This window comes from Vibrio cincinnatiensis DSM 19608 (genome assembly GCF_900167345.1).
GTDB classification, from domain to species: Bacteria; Pseudomonadota; Gammaproteobacteria; order Enterobacterales; family Vibrionaceae; genus Vibrio; species Vibrio cincinnatiensis.
Genome location: NZ_FUXB01000026.1, coordinates 1 through 13,753 on the forward strand (window position 1 = coordinate 1; position 13,753 = coordinate 13,753).

Here is a 13,753-nt window from a genome sequence, read left to right on the forward strand (position 1 = left end):
CGTACAGAGATGAGTATTAACGAAATTGCCAAGTGGCTAAATCCCATCATACAAGGTTGGATTTACTACTATGGTCGGTTTCACCGCTCAGCGCTGACTGCCATTGGTCGTCATATAAACCTAACGTTAATTCGCTGGGCTCGACGGAAATATAAGAGGCTGCGGAAGCACAAAATCAACGCCTGCAAGTTTATAGGTAACTTGATAGAACAGGCGCCTCATTTGTTCGCTCACTGGCGGGCAGGATTAGGAACAGCGTTGGCTTAATGGGAGCCGTATGAGCTGAGAGGTTCACGTACGGTTCTGCGAGAGGCTGTCGGGGAGGTTCCGGCGGTCTACTCACCACATGTCCATGTTTAAAGGGTTTTCGGCATAGTGAGTTCACAGTTTTCTTGTTCCGATGGATAACGGAATCACACAACAAGCCATTAATCGATGATCAATTTGACGATCATTTTCAGTGTTTTCTAATACCTCCATAGATAATTGGAGGTCAAACAATGAGTAACCAGCACCCATTTATGCATTTCGATGTCATCCCAGATTACCGCCAACAAGGCAAAGTCGAACACAAGTTAACGGATATCATTTTGTTAACAATCTGTGCAGTACTTTCCGGACAGGATGATTGGAAAGCCATTCATCTTTATGGCACAAGATGGTTAGATTTTCTCAAACGCTTTGGTGATTTTAGTCATGGTGTTCCCTCTACTATTACCATAGCTCGAGTGATGGGAATGATTAATGCGACACGCTTACAAAAGTGTTTTATCGAATGGATGAAATCATGCTGTGAGCTCACTGATGGTGAGGTGATAGCGATAGACGGTAAAACCGTTCGAGGGTCTTATGATGATTCCCGTGGGCTTGGTGCGATCCATATGGTTAATGCGTTTGCTACAGAGAATGGGGTGTGCCTTGGACAACATAAAGTTTACGAGAAGTCCAATGAGATAACCGCTATCCCTGAGTTGCTTCAACTGCTTGATATATCAGGTTGTTTAGTAACAATTGATGCGATGGGTTGCCAAAAGAAAATCGCGCAAAAGATCCTTGAAAAGAACGCAGATTACTTGCTGGCTGTGAAAGGAAATCAAGGCCGACTAGAGGAGGCTTTTGATAACTATTTTGATATGAGTATGCTGCAAAAGCATGATGGTGATTCTTACAGTACTCAGGAAAAATCGCGTGGTCGCCAGGAAACACGATTAGCCTTAGTGAATGAAGATTTAAGAGTTTTGGGCGATCTTGAATTGGATTGGCCAGGGCTTAAAACGATGGGAATTGTGGTCTCCATTCGTCAAGAATCAGCAGTGGCTCAAGAGTCAGAAGTAACGGTTCGATATTATATTAGTTCGAAAGCGCTCAGTGCTAAAGAATTGTTAAATGCTTCACGCTCACACTGGTTAGTCGAGTCGATGCATTGGATGCTGGATACTGAATTTGGTGAAGATGCTTGCCGTAAGAGAGCGGAAGAACGAGCAGAGAATTTCGCCAGGATCAGACAGATGTGCTTAAACATGCTAAAAAGTGAAACGACACTGAAAGCGAGCATTAAACATAAAAGAGCGATGTGCGCGATGGATCCAGAGTACCTTTTGAAGGCATTGGGAAGCCTTTATTTACGGGAATGTTCATGATTTTTCCGTGCCCAACAGTGCCCGCAAAGCCTATTTATGTATTGCTAACTCGTTTAAGCATTTAGCTCATAAGCCACTGGATGACATCACCGCATGGGATATTCAGCAATGGATTTCAGAGCGTCGCAAATTAGGCCGCGCTCCGGCCACCATCACTTATGCGGTGAACCGATTAAGGGCGGCGTTTAATCGTGCAGTAGAGTGGGAATTTATTGACTCACATACACTTGGTAAGGTCAAAGTGATTCATCAAGACAATACTCGTGTCCGGTATTTGTCGAAGGAAGAAGAAAAAGCGCTCTTGGCCGCGCTGACCTCCCGTGATGCGCGATTACGTGAATCGTTAGCGTCCACCGCTCAAGCGGGTCGTTATGTGGATTATTTAGAGCCGCTTATCGTGATGGCAATGCATACGGGATTACGTCGAGGTGAGCTATTAACGCTGCGTTGGGAGCACATCTCTTTGCCTAACCGTTATTTAACCATTCGTTCTGAAAATGCCAAATCCAAGAAGAGGCGAACGGTGCCTTTAAACGATACGGTATTTCACCTATTAGACGCTTGGCGAGCACAAAACCCAAGCGCGGATTTTGTGTTTGTTCATCGCGGCCAACCGGTAAGCTTTTTTAGTTATCAATGGCGTAATCTACTGAAAGAAGCCAAGATTGAGCAATTCCGGTTCCATGACTTACGGCATCATTTTGCGAGTAAATTGGTGATGGCGGGGGTTGATTTAAACACGGTGAGAGAATTACTCGGTCATGCGGATTTAAAAATGACACTGCGTTATGCTCACTTAGCGCCAGAGCATAAAGCCGCTGCGGTCAATTTGATTGGTTAAGCCTTATAGGTTTTAAACTTGATATTATCCGCCTTCAAGCTGGCTAGGGTAGCCAGTCAATAGCCAAGGTTAAGCCGCTTTATCTACTGGCTTACTCTTGGCTTACTGTTCGAGTGAGAAGCCTGTGTTTATCAGGCTTAAAGCCAGATAAGCTAGGTTAACTGGTCTCTCTTTTCTCTTCACTTAACATGGAGTACGGCCTGTTAAGCCAACCATCATCAAGCTTATCTAACCTATTAGGTTGATTGACCTCATAAACGGCCATATTTGTTGTACTTAATCGATGATGCAGGGTTTTTCTCTTTGCACTGGAATGCTTTAATCATAGTCGTCCAGGAATGACTCACAAAGGAGTAAGAGAATGAGTCAAATGCAACGCCAGTATTTACGGTTAGAAGACATCACGGAGAAAACCCGCTTAACGCAAGGGGATGTATGGGAAGCGGTCGAGCAAGAGACATTACCCTTATGCGCGAGTATTGCCGCCTCACGGCTGGGAGCCTATGCCCAAGATGGAAAAACCATCATGGCTATCTTTGATTATCAAGGCATGGTTCAGTTAGAGGCGTCCGTCGCCAAAGCGTTTGCGCTATCTTTAGAGCCGAAGACCTGCCAACGTATGACCATATTACAACCCGAATGGGTGAATCAGTGGCAAACGGTGTCAGCGGCTTTCCCCAAAGTGACGCAAGCGGGCTTTGCCTACCAGAATCAACCGATAAGCCCACCGTTGCACGCCTTTCTTGCCAGTGGCAAAATGATCGCCTCATTAACGCAAAGTAGTCTAATAGGGCAAGCGGGGGAGACAATGAACGCCATCTTTAGCCAGCTTAGTGGCACCCTGAGCGATAGCGTGGCTGAAAAACAGAAGGCGTTTGCTGAGAAATACCCCGCTAAAGATGAAGAGCGTTTGAGTATCCAAGCTATCACCATTACCCCCACACATTTACGGGTGGCGGTCAGTGATTTAGTGGCGGTGTTTGGTGAGCAGGTACTCATGATGGCAGAACATGGCACGAGTCAGGCGAAAGGCGCTAGTGTGCGATTTCATGTGGCTAACCAGCCTGTGTTAACACATCCCATCGCTCAGATTGCTTATCGAGTATTAGAATCCAATCCCAAAGCTAAAGCCAATAAGATATGGAATCTCATTCGTAGAGAGGTCAATCAAAGCGGTGCTCAACGTGTGTTTGATACGGATGCTATTATTGATGAAATGACCCTCGATCATGTTACGTGGTTTGGCCGTAGCGATGCTGACAATACAATGCAATATGATTCTTTTCGTATGAATATTTTGCCCAAAGTTCGCCGTGCTTTAAATGGACAATAAACAAAACGTTATCGCTAGCGTTATTGCTAGCGTTATATAACGTTTTGAGTGATTAAGGTAAAGCCTCAATGAACAGCAAGAGGCTTTATGATGACAACACCTATCAAACGCGCTTTCACCGAACAAGAAACCGCGCACTACATCGGCATGAGCCGTTCTTTTCTTCGTCAAGCACGCATGGAAGGCCACCGCCATAATCGCACGATAGCGCCACCTTTTATCAAAATTGGTCGAGCTGTGCGTTATCTCAAAGATGACCTTGATCAATGGCTTGATAGTCACGCCAGACTTGACCACCTATCACAAGGAGGTCAATACCATGCTTAATCTGACACAAAAACAAAAAGAGTTACTGACTTGGATGAGAGAGGAGAAAACCGTTGAAGTGTGCTCAGACTATTGCACCAAAAATGGCGAGGCGGCGGGAAAATCCCGCTTACCTATCCGAGTGCATAGACCAACCATCAACAAGCTCTATCAAGAGGGACTGATCACTTATCAACCCAAGCTACACTACGGCCTTCGCTGGGATGTGTTCACGCTGACCGAAAAAGGGGAAGCGTTGGCATGAAAGAAATAGATTACAACCTGATCGAACGTGATGACCAAGCCTTTGTGAGACAAAGGCTTTCTTGCTTTCCGCTGTCCATACAATGGCTATTGTTTAAAGAATATCAAAATCAGCCAACCAAGTTTGAGCGTAACACGTATTTGCGTTTAACGACTGACCAACTGGCTGAGAAGCTGTCTATACCTTTAGATCAATTAGCGTTGAATTTATCGGAAGACGAGTTAAGACAAAAAGCCAAGGAATACGCCAAAGCCACTTTAGCGATGAGACGCTACTACCTCAACGATGAGGAAGCGCTCTCTAATGTACACCATTTTGTGCAATCGCATGGCGTAACGATTTGCCGTGATGGTGCTTATAGCTTAAACGGGGAATTAAGCCGATACAGCGATCATCAATGGTGGCTACGTCAGTTAAGGAAGGCGTTACGTCGTAACATAGAAGTGGTTCAGCACCATCTTAATCAAGTGAATAACAAGAAAAGCTTGTATTGTTCCCCCCTCACGCTGCAAGCGCGCCGTCAACAAAAAGCCTATCAACAGGCTTATCTTGAAAATACCTTTGCAGTGAATGAGCAAGGTGATCGCTTTTCCCTATTGGAATTATCACAAAAAGGCGTCGCCGATCCGAAAATACGCAAAGGGGAACTCATGGTGAGAGCGCGAGGGTTTGAAGAGATGGCCAACGAGCTTGGCCATGTAGCAACGTTCATCACGTTTACCTGTCCATCAAAGTATCATCGTAGCTATTCACAATCCGGTCAGGTGAACCCTAAATGGGCAGGTTACACCCCGCTAGACGGGCAACACTACCTAAACGCAATATGGCAACTCATCCGCTCCAAACTGAATCGACGAGGCATTCGTTTTTATGGTTTTCGTGTAGCAGAGCCGCAACACGATGGCACCCCACATTGGCATTTATTGCTGTTTGTCGAGCCTGAGCACTATCAAGCGATGGTGACTATCATGCGAGACTACGCATTAAAAGAAGACGGTGATGAGCAAGGTGCACAAGCACACCGTTTTACCGAAGTAAAAATAGACCCCAGTAAAGGCAGTGCTACGGGTTACATTGCAAAATACATCTCAAAGAACATTGACGGTAACCATCTAGATTCAGGGGTGTACGGTGAAGATCCACTAGAGGCGGCAGCGCGAGTGGATGCGTGGGCGGCTTGCTGGGGTATTCGTCAGTTTCAACAGCTAGGCGGCTGCTCCGTGACGGTATGGCGTGAGCTAAGACGTTTAAAAACGTTGCTGGGTTTGAATGAGCGGCAACAGTCCATCGTTGAGGCAGCGGATAAGGGCGATTGGAAAACCTTTACCGCGCAAATGGGTGGCGTATTCTGTACGCGCAAAGAGCAAGTGTTTAAGCCCTACTATGAGTTATCGGTGGAGACGAGTACTGGAGTGGTGAAAACGAGCCTGTATTGTGAGAATGAGCGAGTGAAAGCGTTAAAAGGGGTAGTGAGTGCAGGGCGTGAGTTTATCACGCGAGTGTTTCAGTGGCGGCTTGAAGCTTTAGTAACTACGATTCCTAGTACAAGATTATGTCACTATTAGTGATAATGCTCCCAATATTTATTTTTATTGCATATGTTTTTGTTGCATATAGTGGTGAAAGGTAAAGTATTAATGCCTAATTAGCATAATAAATAAGACTTAAGGACCCAATGGATATGCTTTCAGTTCAGGAAAAGAAGCAACTAAAACATATGATCGAAGCTAATCAGCATGAAATTTTTATAGTTTCCATGGAAGAAATGGACGCAATTGTGCGCTCCTCTCCGAAAGGGAACCTGCCACATATTAAGAATTCATGGCAGCAATTGAAAGGTAAAGCAGAGATTGGAGTTGGTTATTATGCTTCAGCCGATGATTTAAGAACGCTAAGTAAACTTATTGGTGATCTTGGTGGGGTTACAACCAAGGCTTATGTTAAAAGTTATGGTGGAAAGCCACACATAATTCTAAAAGGTAATCCTAGATTGAGGTATTTTTTAACTGGGACAAAGTATGGCATTAATAATCCTAAAGTTATTACGATTGGGTTGGGTAAGGCAGGGGCTATTCATGCAGCAAAATCCGGAGGGATTCTATCAATAGTATTACTTTCTAGCTATCGAGTCGTTGATTATTTTCTCACAGATAACGCTACGCTTACCCAGCTTGTTGGCTCGTTGGCTACAGATGTGGTTAAGATAGGTATAACAACAGGAGCATCTATAGCTGCTGCTTCTGGTTTTGTTGCACTTGGTTTTACCGTAGCAATCGGGCCAATTGCAGCAGTTGTTTTTGTCGGTGTTTTAACGTCAGTAGCGTTGAGTTTTTTAGATGAACATTATGGCATTACTCAAAGTATTATTGCTGGATTAGATGAGATTAGCCAAAATGTAAGTCGTCGTGCTGAAAAAACTAAAGGTGCATTTTATAAAAAAATAGGTACTTTTGCGGACTCTGTATTCGATTATGCTGTAGATTCGGCTAAGGGGATTTTAATAAATACAGCAAAACATACTATGGATAAATTCTTTTCCGCGAAGCCGAGGTTTCAATAATGAACGATCAACCACAGGCTTCACTGTTAGTCCGTCTTCTGAGTTTAGCCTTTTTTATGCTTCTAACATTTGGGGCTTTTTCTTGGTTTTCTGTAAGTTCAGTTAACCTTATATCAACGTTACGTGCTGAAAGCCAAGTGATAGGTTTTGATAAGGGAGCTATGTACACATTAGGTTGTGGGCTTGGGCTTCTTGTTATAACGGTTGGTGGCTTAATGCAAGGCATACTGAAGTTAAAATTAACGGAAAAACAGCATTCATTTTTTTTGCGTTCTATAGTAGTAAGTTTATTGTTAATGGTTATCTATCCTCAGGTAGCTCACTACACTGTTGATAATTATCTGAAGAGTAAGCGGTATAGTATTTGTGAGGAAGTATCCTACCAATGGTTGATTTATAGTAAGTTGTACTACACTAAAGATAATATAGCTTGCAGTAATTTGATTAGAGAAAAATCAATAGCAAGTAGCGAAAATGAATTTTAAAAATCTCCTCTTGGAGTTCTGTGAATAAGTGTACGGGATAGGGAGGAGACGAACCGGAAAGGATATGTTTTGAGTCACTGAGCGGTTAGATTAACAAGTTTGCATATGAATGCTTGACCGATTTTTTTGATAACCTTTATTATGGGCCTATGGGGTTGCATTAGGCTAACTTGCATTTGCCCCTTTTCGTGTTAGCACCGTTACTAACACAAGTCTCCATGAATTGGTTTTGTAATACTTTAACTAATCGAAGGCGAAAGGTAAGACCTGACCCCATTGTTTTACTTTACTTATCGTAAGGAGATTCACGTACTCTGAACAGGAATTTTCGCCAGATAGGAAGATGTTTACAATAGAACAAGACTTTATTCAAATTGATTCATTGCATCGGATGGTATAATTATGTGTAATTGTCTAAAAAGGAACTATTAGTTGGTGCGATATGAGATTTAATCTTGGCAATAGCTCGATCATCAATATTTTCGTAATGCCCGATCAAGATGATGGGACTATGAACTCTCCATTTCAAGGCTTTCTAGTTGACGTTTTCTCTGATGATTATTATCAGACAATGACTAAGGTTCTGTCTTATCCTATTAATGCGACAGAAGTTTTCATGTCACAGCAAGAATTGATTGAATACAGATGCGAATTTGGTTATCCAAATCTATTCTTGTTGAATATTAGATCATTAGTTGAGACGTTACCATTCTTTCTAAATCACCCATTTGTATGTATTACATGTATCGGAGATGAACTGAAGTTTGTAAAAACATTGGATTTACAATTAAAATATTCCCCTTTGATTATTGGTGTTGAACCTGAAGTAGACTTAGATATAAGTAGGTTCAATATGTTCATGCTTGATGACTTTATAATTAAAAGAACGAATGAAGCTTTAAATAATGGAGACCTCCCTAGGGAGTTTTCTAAATACATAGATAATAGGCAGCCAAGAGAAAAACAAGCAAATATACTTAAAACACCGACTCGCACGCACTCTGTAACCCACCCTAATGAATTAGTTCTTATGAGCGTTGGTTTTGATTTTGAATATGTTAATACCCTTCGAGGTTCCGGTGATAAGAATGTTTTTATCAATGCAATAATTGATTCTAGCAGGAACCTACAAAGTATATTGAATTATAGAAGGGATGACTCAAAATCGGACTTGATAGTTTATTCGCCAAGTATATTTACTCATTTATACAATTTTAAAGATCATTTCTGGAACCAGATTAATAGAGAGTTAAAGAATAAAAGTGCTAAATCATTCATTATGAATGGAGTATTTAAAAATCCATCGTATTCTGGAATGGATTTGGATAAATCCATGATCAAAGATATGAGTAAGGTACTTGATAATAAAGCCTTTCAAGCAATTATGGGTACAAGGCAATTTGAACTTGCATATACAACATTGGCAATGAATAGTCTTGCAATAGCGAACATGTGTCCTGCTGTTCGAGTTCCAAATGCAATTAACTTTCATAACGGAATGCTTAGAGATATTGAGAGTTTGAGTAATATCGATGACAAGAAAGCAAAAGTTAACTTTCAGAAAAAGATAAGAAACCTGACTAATAGTATGAAAGAGGAAATAGGCGATAAACTCATAAACTTCATATCTGATAGTGAGTCAATTACATTGTGCACTGACACTCCTCTTGAATGGGTAATTTTCAATAAAGTACCGTTGATGTTTACTCATGAGGTATCAAAAATCCATACAACTCCGGGTAATCAATTACTAAAAATATCGACTAACTTTTCAAATTTTACGTTTAAGCATGATGAGCTTTTACGTATTACAGTCTTTCGATCATTTAGAGAAACAGATCCATTAAAACATACTCTAGAACATGGACTTAAACATTTTGCTCAAATTGATAATAAAGTAACTATAAAAATAGTAGATGTAGAAAATGAGCAAGAATTGATCGAAGCGTTAAACAAAGTTGATACGCCAATTTTGATCTTTGATTGCCATGGTAATCACGGAGGAAGTGATGAACACGGGTGGTTATGTATTGGCAATGATAGGGTTGACGTTTGGAATTTACCTTGCAATGGCAAAATACCACCAATTGTTATTCTCAGTGCCTGCTTAACATCAGCTATTGGTGGTTCGCACGCTTCAGTTGCTAATGGTTTGTTAAGACATGGCGCTATCACGGTTTTGGGGACGTTATTGCCAGTGGATGCTGTTAAATCCTCTGTATTCGTAGGAAGAATTATATATCGCCTTTCTGGATACCTTTCTGCGTTGAAGAGTTTAGGTGTTGATTATCTGACTTGGCGAAAATTTCTAAGTAGTTTCTTTAGAATGTCTTTTTGTACTGATGTACTGACTGAACTTAGAGATATTTATGGCTGGCTAGATAGAAAACAATATGAACAAGTTCATTTCGAGGCAAATAAAGTGATCAATATGGGAAGACCCGATTGGTTCTATGTTATTGTTGATAAGCTAACATTTGAAACTGGAAAAACCAGAAAAGAGGTTGAAGACGCGATTGATGAAATCGGGTTTGTAGAAACTATGAACTATTCACAACTAGGCAGGCCAGAAAACGTCATCATCCGCTTATAGAATGGATGCACTAATCCAGACTTTTGCTGACTATACCTAAAGTAATTCATTGCTTGCTAAATTAGAAAAATCACTGACTCATTTATGTCCAGAAGTGATTTAGGAAGGGACGAATGACAAAGGGACGAAATCACTGAATAATCAAAATTTCACTCAAAGAGCAATGCGCTATCAATTAAAATGCAGAAAAGTTAGAGTATCGCTGCGCTTAGCCCTTTTACTATAAGGGTTTTCTAACTTTTAAGTTACATTTACTTTAATACTAGTCGACATTCACCACACAATCATTAATGAGACTTAAAAAGGATCAACCAAATCAGTATCAAAGCGGAGCCCTTGTAAGCGATTTTCATCACATAACTTCTTCAAACGCTCTGTGGCGAATAGCTTTCCGGCTCCTTGTAGCTTCGATTTAAAAACCGCTTTAAAACGGATATCTGGCTCAACAAAGGCAAGGGATTTTAGGCCAATTGGATACCCGCCCTGATATTCCATTTCAGTAAGGCCAGTATCCTCTAATCCAAAAGACAAGCAGTGAAAAACAAAAAATGGCTTGTTACCAATTTCGATAGGCAAGAACTCTCCAACTTTTTCTAGCTCAGAACGCACAACCTCATACGCTTGCTTATTCATAACCAGAAAAGAGACATCCCACGTAGTAATATCAGGCTCATTTTTTTGAGCACTATCACCGTAAAAATCAAAGGACACACCATCATTCCAGATAGTTTTCAAGCTTTCGGAGGTAGCAGGAGCTTCCATTAAAGTATCTATCAGCTCAACATTACCAAGCTGCTCTGCAAGTGTTACAACATCCAGTTCGAATGTTTTGAACCGCTCGAAATCAGGCTTTAATTGGTAAATACTCATTTGCTAGGGCTCCAGTTTATGTCTTTCTTTTCCAAAATTTTGGTCGGATGAGTGCCGTTTTTGATATCCAGTTTAATGATTCGAAGTTTATTTACAAACTGTGTCTCACTCTTTCTTATATTTACAAGACTATCAGAAATCCATGTCTGATAGTTGTGACTATGAATACGAGAATGCGGCGGCGCTTTGGGCGTTGTGAAGTGCCCTTCAAATGCAGTTGAACGAGGAAGCCAAACGCCATTCACCGGATCATTAATACCAATTCCATAAAGATGCATTTGTAATCGGGTCCTCATCATACGGGCATTACCTTTACCCATAACAATATGATGTGCTTGGTGGTTTTTACTCGGCTGAGGTTCTGCAACTGCATAAAGGTGACTTGCCAGTTGTTTGGTAGGATGGTGCGGCTCTTTTACCAATTCATGTGACTTTTTTTGCTTATTGCTTTCTCTATATTCTGACAAATTTGATTGTAAGGAGCTTTGTGTCGATATACGAATAAGTTCTCTATCAAGAAAAGCAAGATCTTCTTTAATTTTCTTCAGTGCCATACCATCTGGTTTTGGTTCTTGCTGTAGATTTTGCCTTACTCTTACCGCCTCTCTTTGAAATCGGTTTATTGCAAGCTCCAGCGGTGTTGGATTACTAGGGCGGGCAGGTATTGACTGTATTGGGCTTTTACTTAATATAACCTTTTTCATTATTGTTCCTTTGCATACTTACAGTACCTACAGTTATTGTGTTTCTGTATAACACCAAGTTGATGTACGACCTATAGATTAGGATGAGAAAAAGCTTAAAACTGAAGTAAAATAGTAATTTTATGAAACTATTAGTTTGGTCAATTTCACTGTAAGCGCATCATAGACCCCGTATTCTAATCGCTGAGTACGAACATTAAGATCAGGTCTCCAACTAAAAGGAGACCTAAAATGACAAAACGACGCACCAACCAAGAATGGCAAATGCTTATCGACAAATCTAAATCGAGTTCCTTGTCAACACTCGCATTTTACCTGACTGGATGAACAAGGTTTCCTGACGATACAGCGGAAGTGTATACTGATATTTGCCTAAAATAATGTTGGCAAGCAGACTTTCGGTGGCGAAGCTTTAGGGATGATGCTTATCGGTGCGGGTTGTTGGTGAATCCTAACGACTGCTGATTTGGGGATTTTTACGGTTGTTTATGAGCTACACATTTGCTATATCAATATAGTTTGTTGCTGTGGTGTTTGTTTGTAATATATTGATATATAAAAATAAAGTTTTGTCTGCGTTGGCCCCTTAATGCGGCGTTATGCTTAATCACCAAAAGTCAGTGGTTTATGATTGTTCTTTGTTCCCTTGGCTTTTTAGTTTGGTGTTTCTCGGCAAGTTGGCTTCAGTGGGCGCGGTTTTCTGGACAATTATTCTTTGGCGCTGGAAATTCAGCGAATTGCCTCAATCAATTTTCGGGCAAGCGCGAGTTTGAGGCGGTTGGCTCAATAAGCAATCTGATCTTAGGTTTGTTTAGTATTAGCGGTCAAAGTTCAAAGTCTGATTTTCAAAATCATGAGTCATTTCAGTTTTTTGGTTTTTGGGTTTTGTTTGTGAATCAAAGCTGAGTTAATCTTGGTTTTGGTACAACGTAAGTCATTGAAGCTTAAGCATAACAAACGGTTCAAGAGGGACAGCCAACGCGCGGCATTTTTACCATGCGTTAGTTTTTGTGGTTACGGTGTTATGCGTAAGCTTGGTTGTGGCGTTGGCTGCCCCTTAACCGGGCGTTATATTTTTTAGTTCGTATTTAACATATAGGGATATAGTTATGGAAATTAAACCAGAGTTTTTCTTGGATGAAATATTCAAAATTGAAGCTGAAGGAATGCTCAGTGATATCATGCTATCAACAGTAATGGTTTCTTTGGCATTTGATTTTGACGAACAAAAGCAAAAAGTAGCGCTAGATTATATCTCCGATGTTTTGAGGGAGTGTTACGACGCTGGTCATTTAAAAGTTGCGGTGCAGCACGAGGGTGAAACTTTGTACGGATTTGCTTTGTTGTTTATTCATCCTCAGCATCCAGCGACTTATCTACATAAAATATTTGTGAATGAACCGTATAGAAATAATGGGTTAGGTACAAATATTTTAAAGAATCTAACAGATTCAGTGAGTAGTGTTAATTTGGTATGCCCCGATAGTAAAGTTGATTTTTACGAGAAAAATGGCTTTCGTTACGTTCAACCTTTTCAAATGCCCGAAAATGACCAGTTTCAATTGTCTAAAGGTTTATATTCAGGCTTGTCGGTAATGACTTCTTCTGAGGACACTATGGAAGCACCAATATTTTTCCTCAATGACAACGATCTTAGAACTATCGCTGGGTTGAAATAAAAATATAACAAACGCTTTAAGACGGATTCGCAACGCTCGGCGGTTTTGGTTTGATTTAGCTTTTGTGTTTACGGTGTAATAATTGAGTGTCGTGGTAGAGTTGCTCACCACTTAAGCGGGCGTTATGTAACCGAGTACCCCACGTTTAGTAGACACTTTACTAAGTTAGATCTAGGGTCTAATTGAGAGGTGATTTATGGCTAAACATCGTAATCCAGCGTACACCGAAGAGTTCCGCAAAGAAGCTGTTCGCCTGGCCAGTCTTCCGGGCCGAACAGCAGTCTCCGTTGCCAGGGAGCTGGGCATTAGTGCCCAGCAAATCCGGAACTGGAAGCGCCAGTTCACACGCCTATCTGATAAACAGTTTAACACCTTAGATGGTGTTGATTATTCGCAGAAAGAGTCCGAAGAGCTTCGCGTCCTTCGGCGCGAGAATAAACGTCTACGTGATGAGATGGAATTCCTAAAAAAGGTGTC

At 41.1% G+C, this 13,753-nt stretch carries 14 protein-coding genes and 1 pseudogene; 12 read left to right on the plus strand and 3 right to left on the minus strand.

The annotated features are described in order from the left end of the window. The 10 genes from B5D54_RS16065 to B5D54_RS16110 all read left to right on the plus strand — a co-directional run. A partial coding sequence (locus tag B5D54_RS16065; protein ID WP_303046254.1) for a group II intron maturase-specific domain-containing protein occupies positions 1 to 267 on the plus strand: 267 nt, incomplete at its 5' end. A 233-nt stretch (positions 268 to 500) separates the two neighbouring features. Continuing rightward, positions 501 to 1,640, plus strand: a complete 1,140-nt coding sequence (locus B5D54_RS16070) for an ISAs1 family transposase (protein WP_078927563.1) — start codon at positions 501 to 503, stop codon at positions 1,638 to 1,640. Between the two features lie 7 nt (positions 1,641 to 1,647). Continuing rightward, positions 1,648 to 2,481, plus strand: a complete 834-nt coding sequence (locus B5D54_RS16075) for a tyrosine-type recombinase/integrase (protein ID WP_242004545.1) — start codon at positions 1,648 to 1,650, stop codon at positions 2,479 to 2,481. 361 nt (positions 2,482 to 2,842) lie between these two features. Continuing rightward, positions 2,843 to 3,814, plus strand: a complete 972-nt coding sequence (locus B5D54_RS16080; protein ID WP_078927565.1) for a hypothetical protein — start codon at positions 2,843 to 2,845, stop codon at positions 3,812 to 3,814. A gap of 90 nt (positions 3,815 to 3,904) precedes the next feature. Then, entirely contained in the window at positions 3,905 to 4,141 is a 237-nt protein-coding gene (locus tag B5D54_RS16085) for a helix-turn-helix transcriptional regulator (protein ID WP_078927575.1), read from the plus strand. Continuing rightward, positions 4,134 to 4,385 carry a helix-turn-helix domain-containing protein gene (locus B5D54_RS16090; RefSeq protein ID WP_078927566.1) on the plus strand — a complete coding sequence of 84 codons (252 nt, stop codon included), beginning with the start codon at positions 4,134 to 4,136 and terminating at the stop codon, positions 4,383 to 4,385. The genes B5D54_RS16085 and B5D54_RS16090 overlap by 8 nt, the downstream gene beginning before the upstream one ends. Further along, on the plus strand, positions 4,382 to 5,950 hold the full coding sequence (locus tag B5D54_RS16095) for a replication endonuclease (protein WP_078927567.1): 1,569 nt from the start codon (positions 4,382 to 4,384) through the stop codon (positions 5,948 to 5,950). The genes B5D54_RS16090 and B5D54_RS16095 overlap by 4 nt, the downstream gene beginning before the upstream one ends. Before the next feature lie 110 nt (positions 5,951 to 6,060). After that, a complete protein-coding gene (locus tag B5D54_RS16100; RefSeq protein ID WP_199251533.1) occupies positions 6,061 to 6,945 on the plus strand; it encodes a hypothetical protein in 885 nt (294 codons plus the stop codon). Next, complete coding sequence (locus B5D54_RS16105) at positions 6,945 to 7,430, plus strand: DUF1240 domain-containing protein (protein WP_078927568.1); 486 nt, start codon at positions 6,945 to 6,947, stop codon at positions 7,428 to 7,430. The genes B5D54_RS16100 and B5D54_RS16105 overlap by 1 nt, the downstream gene beginning before the upstream one ends. Positions 7,431 to 7,872: 442 nt before the next feature. Further along, positions 7,873 to 10,023 (plus strand): hypothetical protein, encoded by a 2,151-nt coding sequence (locus B5D54_RS16110; protein WP_078927569.1) that lies wholly within the window; start codon positions 7,873 to 7,875, stop codon positions 10,021 to 10,023. 297 nt (positions 10,024 to 10,320) lie between these two features. On the opposite strand, the gene B5D54_RS16115 is transcribed toward B5D54_RS16110, so the two are convergent. The 3 genes and pseudogenes from B5D54_RS16115 to B5D54_RS16995 all read right to left on the minus strand — a co-directional run. After that, positions 10,321 to 10,893 carry a hypothetical protein gene (locus B5D54_RS16115; RefSeq protein ID WP_078927570.1) on the minus strand — a complete coding sequence of 191 codons (573 nt, stop codon included), beginning with the start codon at positions 10,891 to 10,893 and terminating at the stop codon, positions 10,321 to 10,323. Next, a complete protein-coding gene (locus tag B5D54_RS16120) occupies positions 10,890 to 11,597 on the minus strand; it encodes an AHH domain-containing protein (protein WP_078927571.1) in 708 nt (235 codons plus the stop codon). The genes B5D54_RS16115 and B5D54_RS16120 overlap by 4 nt, the downstream gene beginning before the upstream one ends. A gap of 313 nt (positions 11,598 to 11,910) precedes the next feature. Further along, positions 11,911 to 12,047 (minus strand): annotated as a pseudogene (locus B5D54_RS16995) (IS66 family transposase); the annotation flags it as partial. Between the two features lie 659 nt (positions 12,048 to 12,706). Between B5D54_RS16995 and B5D54_RS16125 the strand changes: the two are divergent. Together B5D54_RS16125 and B5D54_RS16130 are read left to right on the plus strand one after the other, a co-directional pair. Then, a complete protein-coding gene (locus B5D54_RS16125; RefSeq protein ID WP_078927572.1) occupies positions 12,707 to 13,276 on the plus strand; it encodes a GNAT family N-acetyltransferase in 570 nt (189 codons plus the stop codon). A gap of 196 nt (positions 13,277 to 13,472) precedes the next feature. Next, positions 13,473 to 13,753 (plus strand): transposase (locus B5D54_RS16130; protein ID WP_078927573.1); only part of this gene is annotated, 281 nt, incomplete at its 3' end.